Origin of the sequence: Vibrio sp. FE10, from assembly GCF_030297155.1 — a bacterium.
Lineage (GTDB): Bacteria > Pseudomonadota > Gammaproteobacteria > Enterobacterales > Vibrionaceae > Vibrio > Vibrio apostichopi.
Genome location: NZ_AP028067.1, coordinates 659,447 through 673,216 on the forward strand (window position 1 = coordinate 659,447; position 13,770 = coordinate 673,216).

Annotated in this window: 15 protein-coding genes; 14 read left to right on the plus strand and 1 reads right to left on the minus strand. The window is 44.4% G+C overall.

Features of this window, described 5'->3' with window-relative positions; all coding sequences use genetic code 11:
* Window positions 1-6: 6 nt before the first annotated feature.
* Complete coding sequence (gene secF / locus QUF19_RS02945) at window positions 7-954, plus strand: protein translocase subunit SecF (protein ID WP_017106487.1); 948 nt, start codon at window positions 7-9, stop codon at window positions 952-954.
* Between the two features lie 251 nt (window positions 955-1,205).
* Here secF and suhB read toward each other — a convergent pair whose 3' ends face one another.
* Window positions 1,206-2,009: an inositol-1-monophosphatase gene (suhB, locus tag QUF19_RS02950; RefSeq protein WP_102279638.1), complete on the minus strand. Its 804-nt coding sequence runs from the start codon at window positions 2,007-2,009 to the stop codon at window positions 1,206-1,208.
* Between the two features lie 180 nt (window positions 2,010-2,189).
* On the opposite strand from suhB, the gene trmJ reads away from it, so the two are divergent.
* The 13 genes from trmJ to rodZ all read left to right on the plus strand — a co-directional run bounded on the left by trmJ (window position 2,190) and on the right by rodZ (window position 13,763).
* Window positions 2,190-2,918, plus strand: coding sequence for a tRNA (cytosine(32)/uridine(32)-2'-O)-methyltransferase TrmJ (gene trmJ / locus QUF19_RS02955; RefSeq protein WP_017110475.1), 729 nt, complete (start codon window positions 2,190-2,192; stop codon window positions 2,916-2,918).
* Between the two features lie 116 nt (window positions 2,919-3,034).
* The gene (iscR, locus tag QUF19_RS02960; protein WP_017110474.1) at window positions 3,035-3,556 is read left to right on the plus strand and encodes a Fe-S cluster assembly transcriptional regulator IscR; all 522 of its coding nucleotides are present in this window, start codon (window positions 3,035-3,037) and stop codon (window positions 3,554-3,556) included.
* A gap of 27 nt (window positions 3,557-3,583) precedes the next feature.
* Window positions 3,584-4,798, plus strand: a complete 1,215-nt coding sequence (locus tag QUF19_RS02965; RefSeq protein WP_017074110.1) for an IscS subfamily cysteine desulfurase — start codon at window positions 3,584-3,586, stop codon at window positions 4,796-4,798.
* Window positions 4,799-4,831: 33 nt separating this feature from the next.
* The gene (gene iscU, locus QUF19_RS02970; protein ID WP_004735094.1) at window positions 4,832-5,209 is read left to right on the plus strand and encodes a Fe-S cluster assembly scaffold IscU; all 378 of its coding nucleotides are present in this window, start codon (window positions 4,832-4,834) and stop codon (window positions 5,207-5,209) included.
* Between the two features lie 103 nt (window positions 5,210-5,312).
* Complete coding sequence (gene iscA / locus QUF19_RS02975; protein ID WP_004735095.1) at window positions 5,313-5,636, plus strand: iron-sulfur cluster assembly protein IscA; 324 nt, start codon at window positions 5,313-5,315, stop codon at window positions 5,634-5,636.
* A gap of 80 nt (window positions 5,637-5,716) precedes the next feature.
* Complete coding sequence (gene hscB / locus QUF19_RS02980; RefSeq protein WP_009848288.1) at window positions 5,717-6,232, plus strand: co-chaperone HscB; 516 nt, start codon at window positions 5,717-5,719, stop codon at window positions 6,230-6,232.
* A gap of 22 nt (window positions 6,233-6,254) precedes the next feature.
* Window positions 6,255-8,105, plus strand: a complete 1,851-nt coding sequence (gene hscA / locus QUF19_RS02985) for a Fe-S protein assembly chaperone HscA (protein WP_286295762.1) — start codon at window positions 6,255-6,257, stop codon at window positions 8,103-8,105.
* A 20-nt stretch (window positions 8,106-8,125) separates the two neighbouring features.
* Window positions 8,126-8,464, plus strand: coding sequence for an ISC system 2Fe-2S type ferredoxin (gene fdx / locus QUF19_RS02990; RefSeq protein WP_004735098.1), 339 nt, complete (start codon window positions 8,126-8,128; stop codon window positions 8,462-8,464).
* 92 nt (window positions 8,465-8,556) lie between these two features.
* On the plus strand, window positions 8,557-8,757 hold the full coding sequence (iscX, locus tag QUF19_RS02995) for a Fe-S cluster assembly protein IscX (RefSeq protein ID WP_017098072.1): 201 nt from the start codon (window positions 8,557-8,559) through the stop codon (window positions 8,755-8,757).
* Window positions 8,758-8,964: 207 nt separating this feature from the next.
* Entirely contained in the window at window positions 8,965-10,260 is a 1,296-nt protein-coding gene (gene pepB / locus QUF19_RS03000) for an aminopeptidase PepB (protein WP_017098071.1), read from the plus strand.
* Window positions 10,261-10,366: 106 nt separating this feature from the next.
* Window positions 10,367-10,801, plus strand: coding sequence for a nucleoside-diphosphate kinase (gene ndk / locus QUF19_RS03005; protein ID WP_004735101.1), 435 nt, complete (start codon window positions 10,367-10,369; stop codon window positions 10,799-10,801).
* A 446-nt stretch (window positions 10,802-11,247) separates the two neighbouring features.
* Window positions 11,248-12,390 carry a dual-specificity RNA methyltransferase RlmN gene (gene rlmN, locus QUF19_RS03010; protein ID WP_009848292.1) on the plus strand — a complete coding sequence of 381 codons (1,143 nt, stop codon included), beginning with the start codon at window positions 11,248-11,250 and terminating at the stop codon, window positions 12,388-12,390.
* A gap of 440 nt (window positions 12,391-12,830) precedes the next feature.
* A complete protein-coding gene (gene rodZ / locus QUF19_RS03015; protein ID WP_286295774.1) occupies window positions 12,831-13,763 on the plus strand; it encodes a cytoskeleton protein RodZ in 933 nt (310 codons plus the stop codon).
* Window positions 13,764-13,770: the final 7 nt, after the last annotated feature.

Consider the following 13,770-nt stretch of genomic DNA (forward strand, 5'->3'; position numbering starts at 1 on the left):
ATTAATATGTTTCAGATTCTAAAAGCAGAAAAAATGATCGACTTTATGCGTTGGTCAAAGGTTGCCTTTGTATTCTCTATCTTGATGATTGGTACGGCTATCTTCACCCTAACAACGAAATCGTTGAACTGGGGTCTAGATTTTACCGGCGGTACTCTGATTGAAGTGGGTTTTGAGGAGCCAGCAAACCTACCTGACATTCGAAGTGCACTAGAAGCAGAAGGCTTTGGTGATGCTACGGTTCAGAACTTTGGTTCTGCGCGTGAGGTAATGGTTCGTCTACGTCCACGTGATGGTGTTGCGGGCGAAACGCTTGGTAACCAAATCCTGTCTGCAATTAAAGATGGTACTGGTGAGCAAGTTGAGATGCGTCGTATCGAGTTCGTTGGTCCAAACGTGGGCGATGAACTAACAGAAGCTGGTGGTCTTGCGATCTTAGTTTCTCTGATCTGTATCTTGATCTACGTATCAGTGCGATTTGAATGGCGATTGGCCGCAGGTGCTGTATTAGCCCTAGCGCACGACGTTATCATCACATTAGGTGTGTTCTCTCTAATGCAAATTGAGGTAGACCTTACTATCGTGGCAGCCTTGCTGACGGTGGTCGGTTACTCCCTCAACGATACCATAGTGGTATTTGACCGTATTCGTGAGAACTTCCGTAAGATGCGTAAAGGCGAAGCGCCTGAAGTGTTGAACAGCTCAATCACGCAAACATTGAGCCGTACTTTGATTACTTCTGGTACGACGTTGTTCGTGGTTATCGCTCTGTTTGTACAGGGTGGTGCTATGATTCACGGCTTCGCGACTGCACTTCTATTGGGCATTACGGTTGGTACTTACTCTTCTATCTACGTTGCATCAGCACTAGCTATGAAGTTGGGTATCACGCGTGAACACCTAATGCCACCACAAGTGGAAAAAGAAGGTGAAGAGTTTAACGAGATGCCTTAAGCCTTGGCTTAAACTGTTTCGATAAACCAAAAAAACCGCTAGGCAACTAGCGGTTTTTTTACATCTGTATTTTGTGGTTGAGTTCAATACAATTTAACGTTGAAGTGATAACTAAGCGCCATCCTACTCGTAGCTCGTAGCTCGTAGCTCGTAGCTCGTATCTCGAAGAGCAGATACAAAAAAGCCCCGCAATCGCGAGGCTTTAGAATTTCTACGCTCTGCTATAAGAGAGCTCTAACGTAAGGCCTGAATTACTTCAGCATACCTTCGTTTGCGTTCTCACGAACGTGCTTAAGAATAGACTTAACACCGCGTGCGCTTGAAGCAACAACATTACCAGAAGTCATGTAATCAGTACCGCCAGCAAAGTCAGTCATGATAGCACCAGCTTCACGAGCGATTAGATCGCCAGCTGCTAGATCCCATGGCTTAAGGCCTAGTTCTAGGTAACCGTCAACACGGCCAGCCGCTAGGTAACATAGGTCAAGAGCTGGAGAGCCAGTACGACGGAAGTCAGCACAGTCAACGAATAGACCAGTGATGATTTTCATGAAAGATTCAGAATGTTGTTTTTGCTTGAATGGGAAGCCAGTAGCAAGAACAGTACCTTGAAGGTCTTTAAGTTGAGTAACACGCATACGAGCGTTGTTAAGTTGTGCGCCAGCGCCACGTTGAGCTGTGAATAGCTCGTTTAGCATTGGATCATAAACACAAGCAACTTCTGTACGACCGTTCATGCGAACAGCGATAGATACTGAGAAGTGAGGGAAACCTTTTACAAAGTTGTTGGTGCCATCTAGTGGGTCAACGATCCATTGTACGTCAGAGTCTTTACCTTCAGTTAGGCCTGACTCTTCAGAAATAATGCTGTGCTCTGGGTAAGATGATTTGATTGTCTCAATAATCATGTACTCAGCTTCTTGAGCAATGTTAGTAACGTAATCGTTGTTACCTTTTAGAGATGTTTCGATCTTATCAGTTGTTTCTAGAGATTTAGCAATATGGTTGCCAGCTTTACGCGCAGCGCGTATCGCAATGTTTAGCATTGGATGCATAGGTTTTTCCCACAAGATGTTAAAGAACAGTTTAAAGCGGCGGCGAGTATACCAAATTTTTTGCAAAAGGGAAGTGGTTGTTTTTTGAACTCTTGAATTCACATTACGAGAAGGGTCTGACCATTTTACTTAGCTATGTGTTAATATCTCGCGATTATTTTTAAAGTGGTGTCATATAGCATGTTAGACAATGTAAAAGTCGTTCTGGTTGGTACGTCTCATTCGGGAAATATCGGATCAGCAGCTCGCGCAATGAAAGTGATGGGTTTGAGTCAATTGGTTCTTGTCGATCCTCAATGTGAAGTTGACGAGCAGACCTTAGCACTGGCAGCGGGTGCAGGTGACATCGCAGAAAATGCGACGATTGTTTCTACACTGGATGAAGCAGTAAAAGATTGTGGTTTGGTGGTAGGTTCGAGTGCGCGTTCACGTACGCTCGAATGGCCAATGCTTGAGCCGCGTGAATGTGGTGAAAAGTTTGCAGTTGAAGGTCAAAAACACCCGGTAGCGTTAGTCTTTGGCCGTGAACGTACTGGTCTAACAAATGATGAACTGCAAAAGTGTCATTACCATGTATGTATCCCCGCGAATCCTGAGTACAGTTCACTGAACCTAGCTATGGCGGTACAAACGCTAAGCTATGAAGTTCGCGTGGCACACCTTGATATGGTTGCTAGCCAATATCAGCCGCAGCAACAAGATGACTATCCTCGTCACGAAGAACTAGAAATGTTCTACGAACACCTTGAAAAAGTGATCATCGATACCCAATTTATCTCTAAGGACAAGCCTGGTCAGGTGATGAACAAGCTACGTCGTCTATTCAGTCGAGCTCGTCCAGAACTGCAAGAGATCAATACTCTACGTGGTATTTTGACCTCAATTGAGAAGAGTAATAAAGATAAATAAAGCCCATGCAATAGGTAGGGGTGAATACCTGACTAAAATAGTCAACTAAATACTTGACCAATTTAGTCGGGTATGGGAAAATTCCAACCACATAAACAATGTGGATACGGTGTGATATGAAACTTACATCTAAAGGAAGATATGCGGTAACAGCTATGCTAGATGTAGCACTGCATTCGCAAAAAAGCCCAGTTCCTCTGGCTGACATTTCAGAGCGACAGGGTATTTCGTTATCTTACTTAGAACAGCTATTTTCTAAGTTACGTAAAGCTGGCTTAGTTGCTAGTGTTCGTGGTCCTGGTGGTGGTTACCGCCTAGGTGCTGAAGCGGGCGACATCGCTGTCGGAACTGTGATTGCTGCAGTAGACGAATCAGTTGATGCAACTAAGTGTCACGGTAGAGCAGATTGCCAAGGTGGTAGTCGTTGTTTAACTCACACCTTATGGCGTGATTTAAGCTCCCGTATTAGCAGCTTCTTAAATGACATTACGCTCGGTGAGCTAATGAAAGATAACGAAGTCTTACAGATTTCTGATCGTCAAGATATCGATCTTGCGGTTAATAATGGTTTTGCACAAAAAAATACGAGCACTACAACGATTAGTGCAGCACCTCACGGTGTTAATGCCCGCTCTTAGCGGTCAGTTTTTACATTGGAGTAGAAAATGAAACTGCCTATTTACTTTGACTATTCAGCTACATGTCCAGTCGATCCACGTGTTGCTGAAAAGATGGTTCAGTGTATGACGATGGATGGTAACTTCGGTAACCCTGCGTCTCGTTCACACCGTTATGGCTGGCAGGCAGAAGAATCAGTAGATAATGCTCGTGAGCAAATTGCCGATCTACTAAATGCAGACCCACGTGAAATTGTTTTCACGTCAGGTGCTACAGAGTCAGACAACCTTGCGATTAAAGGTGCAGCGCACTTTTATGAGAAGAAAGGTAAGCACGTAATCACTTGTAAAACAGAACATAAAGCGGTTCTTGATCCATGTCGCCAACTAGAGCGTGAAGGTTTTGAGGTTACATACCTTGAGCCAGAAGCTAACGGCATCATCGATCTAGACAAGCTACAAGCTGCAATGCGTGAAGATACAGTTCTTGTTTCTATCATGCACGTGAACAACGAGATTGGTGTAATCCAAGATATCGCTGCAATCGGCGAGTTATGTCGCTCACGCAAGATCATCTTCCACGTTGATGCGGCTCAGTCTGCGGGTAAAATCCCACTAGACGTAAAAGAGATGAAAGTAGACCTTATTTCATTTTCTGCGCACAAAGCATATGGCCCTAAAGGCATCGGTGCTTTGTACGTTCGTCGTAAGCCACGTATTCGCCTAGAAGCGCAAATGCACGGTGGCGGTCATGAACGTGGTTTCCGTTCTGGTACGCTTGCTACTCACCAAATCGTGGGTATGGGCGAAGCTTTTGCAATCGCTAAACAAGATATGCAGAAAGATTACGATCACGCACTAGCTCTTCGTGAACGCCTACTTAAAGGTGTTCAAGATCTAGAAGCAGTAACCGTAAACGGCGACTTAGACCAACGTGTACCACACAACCTAAACGTGAGCTTCGCTTTCGTTGAAGGTGAGTCTCTGCTTATGTCTCTAAAAGACCTAGCAGTATCATCAGGTTCTGCATGTACATCAGCAAGCCTAGAGCCTTCATACGTTCTACGTGCTCTTGGTCTTAATGATGAACTGGCACACAGCTCAGTACGTTTCTCATTCGGCCGTTTCACAACGGAAGAAGAAATCGACTACGCGATTGCACAAATCCGTGTAGCGGTAAACAAATTACGCGACATGTCTCCTCTATGGGATATGTATAAAGAAGGGATTGATTTGAACACTGTTGAGTGGGCTCATCACTAATCTCACGGAAATAGAGGATTCGAGGTAACTATCATGGCATATAGCGAAAAAGTAATTGATCACTACGAAAACCCACGTAACGTAGGTTCGTTTGATAAAGAAGACCCAAGTGTAGGTAGCGGCATGGTTGGCGCACCGGCTTGTGGTGACGTAATGAAACTGCAAATCAAAGTATCTGCAGAAGGTATTATTGAAGACGCAAAATTCAAGACTTACGGTTGCGGTAGCGCAATCGCTTCTAGCTCACTAGTTACAGAGTGGGTTAAAGGCAAAAGTATTGATGAAGCAGCTGCTATTAAAAACTCTGAAATCGCAGAAGAGCTTGAGTTGCCACCAGTGAAAGTTCACTGTTCAATTCTTGCTGAAGATGCGATCAAAGCAGCTGTTGCGGATTACAAAAAGAAGCACTAATCGCTTCAATACCGTAATCACGTCGACAAAATAAGTAATATTTGGGAGCACCCTTTGTGCTCCCACCTGAGTTCTCAATTTATATAAAACACAAGGTTGTAGTATGGCCATCACCATGACAGATACGGCAGCAAGCCGAGTTCAAGCTTTCCTAGATAACCGTGGTAAAGGTCTCGGGTTACGCTTAGCAGTAAAAACTACTGGCTGTTCGGGTATGGCGTATGTACTGGAATTCGTTGACGAGCTCAACGAAGAAGACGAAGTGTTTGAGCACTCAGGTGTTAAGGTCATCATTGATCCAAAGAGCCTAGTATACCTAGACGGTACTGAGCTTGATTATGTAAAAGAAGGCCTAAACGAAGGTTTTGAATTCAACAACCCGAACGCGAAAGGCGAATGTGGTTGTGGTGAGAGCTTCAATGTTTAAACGCTTGAATCGTTAAGCGTTGTAAGCGAAGAATAAAATTAGGCTCTGAACAAAGAGCCTAAACTTAGGACCACCTTTACATGAATCATTTCGAATTATTTGGGCTACCACTTCAGTTTCAACTGGATGGTAGCCTTCTTTCTTCTCAGTTTAGAGATCTGCAACGCCAATTCCATCCTGATAAATTTGCGATAGCTTCTGAGCGTGACCGCTTATTAGCCGTGCAAAAAGCGGCACAAATCAACGATGCGTACCAGGTCTTGAAGAATCCAATCAGCCGAGCAGAATACCTGTTGGTTCAACACGGAGAAGACATTCGTGGTGAACAACAAACCATGCAAGATCCGATGTTCCTGATGGAGCAAATGGAATTGCGTGAAGAGCTGGAAGACATCGCAGACAGTTCTGATCCTGAAGATGCACTATTTGCATTTGAAGGCAAGGTTAGCAAAATGTATAAACAACAATTAAGTGCTATCCAACAAGAACTCGAAAGCGAAGCTTGGCTAGAAGCTGCAGACCGAGTAAGAAAGCTTAAGTTTATTGCAAAATTAAAGAATGAAATCGAATTAGTTGAAGATCGTTTGATCGGCTAGTTTGTATAACAAGGACACATCCATGGCACTACTTCAGATTGCAGAACCAGGGCAAAGCGCCGCTCCTCACCAGCACAAGCTTGCAGTGGGTATTGATTTAGGTACAACAAACTCGTTGGTTGCTGCAGTACGCAGTGGCGAGGCGAGCACACTCGTTGATCAACAAGGTCGAAGCATTTTACCTTCAGTTGTTCACTACCAGTCGGAATCTTATACGACTGGCGATGAAGCTCGTGCTAACGCGCAGACTGACCCTAAAAATACCATTATCTCAGTAAAGCGATTAATTGGTCGCTCACTGTCGGATATTCAACAGCGATACCCGTCTCTGCCATATCAGTTTGAAGAAAGTGATAATGGTCTACCTGTGATCCGTACAGAACAAGGCAACAAGAACCCAATCCAGGTTTCTGCTGATATTCTACGAGCGCTTGGCCAACGTGCTGAGTCTACGCTAGGCGGTGAATTATCTGGCGCCGTGATTACGGTTCCTGCGTATTTTGATGATGCACAGCGTGCGGGTACGAAAGACGCGGCTCAACTTGCTGGTCTTCACGTGTTGCGTCTTCTTAATGAACCTACTGCGGCGGCGATTGCTTACGGTTTGGATTCAGGCAAAGAAGGCGTGATTGCGGTTTATGACCTTGGCGGTGGCACGTTTGATATCTCTATCCTACGCCTGTCTAAAGGTGTCTTTGAAGTATTAGCAACAGGTGGTGACTCTGCATTAGGCGGAGACGACTTTGACCACTTGATCGCAGAACACTTCCAAGAGCAAATGGGCTTAACAGAGCTTACAGCAGAACAGAACCGTATCCTTTTGGATGCAGCAACAGACGCTAAGATTGGTTTATCTGAAACTGAAAGCGTTGATGTAGAAGTGCTAGGTTGGTCTGGCTCGTTAACTCGTGAAGAGTTTGAAGGCATCATCAAGCCACTGGTTAAGAAAACACTGCTTTCGTGCCGTCGTGCATTGAAAGATGCCGAAGTTGACGCGGATGATGTTCTAGAAGTCGTGATGGTCGGCGGTTCAACTCGTACCTTGCTTGTACGCGAAATGGTCGGTGACTTTTTTGGTCGTACGCCATTAACCAGCATTAACCCAGATGAAGTGGTTGCGATTGGTGCTTCTATCCAAGCGGATATCTTAGTCGGCAACAAGCCTGACTCTGAAATGCTACTGCTTGATGTTATCCCGCTTTCCCTAGGTATCGAAACTATGGGTGGCTTGGTCGAAAAGATCATTCCACGCAATACCACGATCCCTGTTGCTCGCGCACAAGAATTTACCACGTTCAAAGACGGTCAAACTGCAATGACAGTGCACACCGTGCAAGGCGAACGTGAGATGGTTGATGACTGTCGTTCATTGGCTCGTTTTGCTCTGAAAGGCATTCCACCAATGGCGGCTGGCGCGGCGCATATTCGCGTGACTTACCAAGTGGATGCTGATGGCCTGCTATCGGTTACCGCTATGGAGAAGAGCACAGGTGTTCAAGCTGAAATTCAGGTTAAACCGTCTTACGGCTTAAGCGATAATGAAGTGGCGAACATGCTGAAAGATTCGATGACGTTTGCTAAAGAAGACATGCAAGCGCGTGCTCTAGCTGAACAACGTGTAGAAGCGGATCGTGTTATCGAAGGCCTTATTGCAGCAATGCAAGCTGATGGTGATGAGCTACTTGATGAGCAAGAAAAGCAGCAACTTCTGCAAGCTATTGAGGCACTGATTGAAGTGCGCAATGGCGAAAGCGCTGATGCCATCGAACTAGAAATTAAGAATACCGACAAAGCGAGCCAAGACTTTGCTTCTCGTCGTATGGATAAATCAATTCGAGCTGCACTGTCAGGTCAGTCAGTCGATAATATTTAATAGTTAGAGAATAGATAAACATGCCAAAGATTATTGTTTTACCTCACGAAGATCTATGTCCAGAAGGCGCTGTTTTAGAAGCAAAAACTGGTGAGACGGTTCTTGATGTTGCATTGAAGGCCGGTATTGGTATTGAACACGCATGTGAGAAGTCGTGTGCATGTACTACATGTCACGTCGTGATTCGTGAAGGTTTCGACTCATTAGAAGAAAGTGATGACCTAGAAGACGACATGCTTGATAAAGCATGGGGTCTGGAAATGGAATCTCGCCTTGGTTGCCAAGCTAAAGTCGCTGATACTGACCTAGTAGTTGAAATTCCAAAGTACACACTGAACTTAGCTTCTGAAGAGCACTAAGAACTCAGCTCGACTAAACGTGTTAGTAAAACTGGCATAGAATATAAATCATTAAGATGACAAATCGTCGCTGATAAAGATAAGGAAGTGTTATGAGCTTGAAATGGATTGATTCGCGAGATATTGCGATTGAGCTATGTGATTTATACCCAGAGACTGATCCTAAAACCGTACGTTTTACGGACTTGCATCAATGGGTGTTAGATCTTGAAGATTTTGATGATGAGCCGAATCACTCGAATGAGAAAATTCTAGAGGCCATTATTTTATGCTGGATGGATGAGATGGACTAACCCTCTTGTTCTATAATTTGGCCGTTGGTTGGAATTTACCCAATATAAAACACAGCCAAGTTAACAATTCTTACTAAAAAAAGCGGACCTTATGGTCCGTTTTTTTATCAAAATGACATTTTACTTCTACATAATGCTAACATCAGAGCGCTAATGAAAAATAATCAGAATCACTCACTCAACGTGGTTCAAAGACAAGGAGAAATCATGTCTACACAGATGTCAGTATTTTTAAGTCAAGAAGCTGCCCAGCCTCAGTGGGGAGCAAGAGCTATCTTATCGTTTTCGGAAGCCGGAGCGACAATTCACATTGGTGAAGGCCACGATTTAGGTGCGGTTCAACGTGCTGGTCGTACGCTTGACGGACAAGGTATCGCATTGGTTGCACTTAGCGGTGAAGGCTGGGATCTAGAAAGTGTTTGGGCTTTTTACCAAGGCTACCGTGGACCAAAGAAAAAGAATGCATTGGAGTGGGATGCTCTAGCTGAAGCTGATCAAGTTGAATTAGAAGCACGTATCCGCGCGACAGATTGGACTCGTGACATCATCAACAAAACGGCTGAAGAAGTTGCCCCTCGTCAATTAGCGACAATGGCAGCTGAATACATCAAGTCAGTGGCACCAGCAGGCACTGTTAAAGCGAAAATCGTTAAAGACAAAGATCTCCTAACTGAAGGTTGGGAAGGCATCTACGCGGTAGGCCGCGGCTCTGAACGTACTTCAGCAATGCTTCAACTGGACTTCAACCCAACTGGCGATGAAAACGCACCCGTGTTTGCTTGTCTTGTGGGTAAAGGTATCACTTTCGACTCAGGCGGTTACAGCATCAAGCCAGGTCAATTCATGACAGCAATGAAGGCTGACATGGGTGGCGCAGCAACTATTACGGGTGGTTTAGGTCTAGCGATTGAACGTGGCCTGAATAAGCGTATCAAGCTTATCCTATGTTGTGCAGAGAACATGATCTCTGGTCGTGCATTGAAGCTTGGCGACATCATTACTTACAAAAATGGTAAGACTGTCGAGATCATGAATACCGATGCGGAAGGTCGCTTAGTTTTGGCTGATGGCCTGATGTTCGCAAGCGCGCAGAATCCAGAGTTGATCATCGACTGTGCAACGCTAACTGGCGCGGCTAAAAACGCATTAGGTAACGACTACCACGCACTATTGAGCTTTGATGATGAGTTATCTCACCAAGCACTAACAGCTGCAAACCAAGAGAAGGAAGGCCTATGGCCATTGCCTCTTGCTGATTTCCACCGTGGTATGTTGCCTTCAAACTTTGCTGATCTTTCAAACATCAGCTCTGGTGATTACACACCGGGTGCAAGTACAGCTGCTGCGTTCCTTTCTTACTTTGTAGATGACTACAAAAAAGGTTGGATTCACATGGACTGCGCGGGTACTTACCGTAAGTCATCAAGTGACAAGTGGGCTGCAGGCGCGACTGGTATGGGTGTTCGTACACTGGCTCGTCTTCTTATCGACCAAGCAAAATAATAATAAGAGTGAGCGGTATTTCGATACCGCTTATTCAAAAACTCAGATCGAATGATCTTAGTAATTTCAGTATTTAATAACAAAAAAATGAAGTGAAGGAATCCCTATGGCTCTAGAAAGAACGTTCTCAATTGTTAAGCCGGATGCAGTTAAGCGTAACCTTGTCGGTGAAATCTACCACCGCATTGAAAAGGCTGGCCTACAGATTATTGCCGCTAAAATGGTTTCTCTTACAGAAGCACAAGCAAGTGGCTTCTACGCAGAGCATGAAGGTAAAGAGTTCTTTGGACCACTTAAAGAGTTCATGACTTCTGGTCCTATCATGGTTCAAGTACTTGAAGGCGAAAACGCGATTGCTCGTTACCGTGAACTAATGGGTAAAACTAACCCTGAAGAAGCGGCATGCGGCACTATCCGTGCTGACTACGCAATCAGCATGCGTTACAACTCAGTACACGGCAGCGATAGCCCTGAGTCTGCGGCTCGCGAAATCGAATTCTTCTTCCCAGAATCTGAAATTTGCCCGCGTCCAGCTGAATAAGCAGACAACAGCAAGTATCAACAAAGGCTTCACTTCGGTGAAGCCTTTTTCGTTTCTGGTGAGTTTTAGTGTCATTCGGTAGTGACTAGGAACGTGGTTGGGAATCTGAGAGTGTTGTCGGAGATTCCAGATACCTCGTTTCTGGAATGACGAGCAAGTAGCGTTAGTTGGAAGGCTGAGAAGGTAACGAATAACGTAAGCTGGAGGTCGGAGAAAGGCGCGAATATTAGGTGGTTTAAGACCGTCACTTCCGAAAGCGACGGAGGAGCGTAATCGGAATTTCGCTTTGAATTGGTTAAACTTAAGCAGGTAAATTTGGCTGTGTGAATTTTAATCACTTAAGTTTGAATGTCTTAGTAAACACAAGGTTTTACAGTGCTTGTTGAAGTTGCGTAAAGGCTGTACAATTCGCGCCCTTAATTATTGTTCCGTCATTGAGAGGCATCATGACCACAGCTAAAGTCAATCTACTCGATTTTGATCGTAAAGGTCTTCGTAAATTTTTCACAGAAGAACTGAATGAGAAAGCGTTTCGAGCAGAGCAAGTGATGAAGTGGATTTATCACTTCGGTGTCGATGACTTCGAACAAATGAACAACATCAACAAAAAATTACGTGAGAAACTGCTGCATCGCTGTGAGATTGTTGCACCTATCGTTTCTGAAGCTCAGCACTCTGCGGATGGCACCATTAAATGGGCTATGAGCGTTGGTGACCAAGACGTTGAAACGGTATACATCCCAGATGGTGACCGTGCGACGCTATGTGTATCTTCGCAAGTAGGTTGTGCGCTTGAATGTAAATTCTGCTCTACCGCTCAACAAGGCTTCAACCGTAACCTGAAAGTTTCAGAGATCGTTGGTCAAATCTGGCGTGCTGCACGTGAAATCGGTTTAGAGAAAGAAACGGGTCGTCGTCCAATTACTAACGTCGTAATGATGGGTATGGGTGAGCCTCTGCTGAACATGAAGAACCTAATTCCATCATTAGAGCTGATGCTTGATGATCTAGGTTTCTCACTGTCTAAGCGTCGTGTAACAGTATCAACATCTGGTGTTGTTTCTGGTCTTGATCAGATGACAGACAATATCGATGTAGCTTTGGCGATTTCTCTACACGCACCAAACGATGCACTACGTAGCCAAATCATGCCAATCAACGACCGTTGGGATATCCAAGATTTCCTAGCATCGGTTCGTCGTTACATTGCTTCTTCAAATGCTAACCGCGGTAAAGTAACGGTTGAGTACGTTCTATTGGATCATGTGAATGATGATATGGACCATGCTCGTGAACTTGCTGAGTTAATGAAAGATACGCCTTGTAAGATCAACTTGATTCCATTTAACCCTTATCCGGGTTCGCCTTACAAGAAGCCAAGCAACTCTCGCATTGATCGCTTCCAAAAAACGCTGATGGAATACAACTACACAGTAACTGTTCGTAAAACTCGTGGTGATGATATTGATGCCGCATGTGGTCAGCTGGTTGGTGATGTTATTGATAGAACCAAGCGTACTAAAATGCTGAAAGCCGCCTCTGAAGCTAACTTAATCGCAGGTGATGTGATTCAAGTAAAAGCGGTTTAAATACCATTTAGAACGAAACAAGCCAGAAGGATTCCTTCTGGCTTGTTGCTTTTCTGGAAGGTGAATTTCCAAGAATTGGATTTTTTCCCCACGCTTTCTTACATTTTTCGTTAAATTTTGGACAAAACCATGAGCTGACGGTAAATTTTGTCGAAAGTGTTTTTGCCTTGTAATGGCATTAGCTTATGATTAAATAATCTTAAATTAATTTAAGTGCTCGCTTGTTACCCGAAAATCGTCAATGTGTCTATTTAGGTTGGCTACTTGATAAACTAGCTTCCTGAGAAAATCGCTCACCAACAGCGTGTGGTTTTCTACTTTAAGGGTTGATGAACTGGGTTGCAGGAAAAATTCCACATAGTAGGTTGTAAGATTGAGCTTAAACGAAAATAAAAAATGCTCTCATCAACCTGCGATAATTATTTAGAAGTTCACTCTCTATGAACACAGAACACGAAACACAAGCACAACCGAAAGAAACTGTCGCTCCAGCAATTGAAGCGGGAACGCTGCTCAAAAATAAACGAGAATCTCTGGGTTTAACACAAAAGCAGATCTCTGATCGTTTGAAGCTGCGCGTTACGTTGATCCAGCAAATTGAAGAAAACCAATTCGAGTCCGATCAGGTTGCCACCTTTATGCGTGGTTACATTCGTTCATACGCGAAATACGTTAATCTTGATGAAAAAGTGGTGTTGAACGCGCTTCATCATTCTGGTGATGCTCAACATCAAGAACAAGAAATGCTGAGTTTTTCTCGTAAGACAAAAACAGAGAAACATAACAGCCGTATTATGATCCTTACATGGAGCATCTTTGCTGTGATTGCGGGTATCTCATCACTTTGGTGGTGGCAGAACCAGCAGCAAGACACCTTATCTCAATCTCTCTCCAATACAGAAAGCTCAGAAGAGCTTGTGGTGGAAGAGTCTCTAGAGCCAGAATTTACGTCATTAGAAGTGATTGAAGCTGAGCAAAACACTGTGGAGCCTTCAGCGACTGAAAGTACGGATGAACTTGCAGTGGTTAGCGCGGCTGAGGCTTCAGAGAATATCGAGCAAGCAGAACAGACACAAGACGTTGCAGAGGTTACCCCTGTAGCGGCTGAATCAGAGACAGTGACGCCTGAACCTGTAGCCAACGAGCTCGTGATGCAGTTCTCTGCAGACTGTTGGATCCAAGTTAAAGATGCGGCAGGCAAGACTTTGTCTACTGGTATCAAAAAAGCAGGTCAGACACTTAATCTTTCAGGAACTGCGCCATACAAAGTGATTCTAGGTGCGCCAGAGGGCGTATCAATGACATTTGCAAGTGAACCCGTTGACCTTTCTGGGTATACTTCAGGCAAAGTAGCTAGAATAACCTTACCTTAGAGTTTAT

Coding starts and splice junctions, on each gene's coding strand:
- ndk (WP_004735101.1), top strand. CDS start 10,367: ATGGCTCTAGAAAGAACGTTCTCAATTGTTAAGCCGGATGCAGTTAAG.
- iscU (WP_004735094.1), top strand. CDS start 4,832: ATGGCATATAGCGAAAAAGTAATTGATCACTACGAAAACCCACGTAAC.
- pepB (WP_017098071.1), top strand. CDS start 8,965: ATGTCTACACAGATGTCAGTATTTTTAAGTCAAGAAGCTGCCCAGCCT.
- iscA (WP_004735095.1), top strand. CDS start 5,313: ATGGCCATCACCATGACAGATACGGCAGCAAGCCGAGTTCAAGCTTTC.
- suhB (WP_102279638.1), bottom strand. CDS start 2,009: ATGCATCCAATGCTAAACATTGCGATACGCGCTGCGCGTAAAGCTGGC.
- hscA (WP_286295762.1), top strand. CDS start 6,255: ATGGCACTACTTCAGATTGCAGAACCAGGGCAAAGCGCCGCTCCTCAC.
- fdx (WP_004735098.1), top strand. CDS start 8,126: ATGCCAAAGATTATTGTTTTACCTCACGAAGATCTATGTCCAGAAGGC.
- secF (WP_017106487.1), top strand. CDS start 7: ATGTTTCAGATTCTAAAAGCAGAAAAAATGATCGACTTTATGCGTTGG.
- iscR (WP_017110474.1), top strand. CDS start 3,035: ATGAAACTTACATCTAAAGGAAGATATGCGGTAACAGCTATGCTAGAT.
- hscB (WP_009848288.1), top strand. CDS start 5,717: ATGAATCATTTCGAATTATTTGGGCTACCACTTCAGTTTCAACTGGAT.
- rodZ (WP_286295774.1), top strand. CDS start 12,831: ATGAACACAGAACACGAAACACAAGCACAACCGAAAGAAACTGTCGCT.
- iscX (WP_017098072.1), top strand. CDS start 8,557: ATGAGCTTGAAATGGATTGATTCGCGAGATATTGCGATTGAGCTATGT.
- rlmN (WP_009848292.1), top strand. CDS start 11,248: ATGACCACAGCTAAAGTCAATCTACTCGATTTTGATCGTAAAGGTCTT.
- trmJ (WP_017110475.1), top strand. CDS start 2,190: ATGTTAGACAATGTAAAAGTCGTTCTGGTTGGTACGTCTCATTCGGGA.
- QUF19_RS02965 (WP_017074110.1), top strand. CDS start 3,584: ATGAAACTGCCTATTTACTTTGACTATTCAGCTACATGTCCAGTCGAT.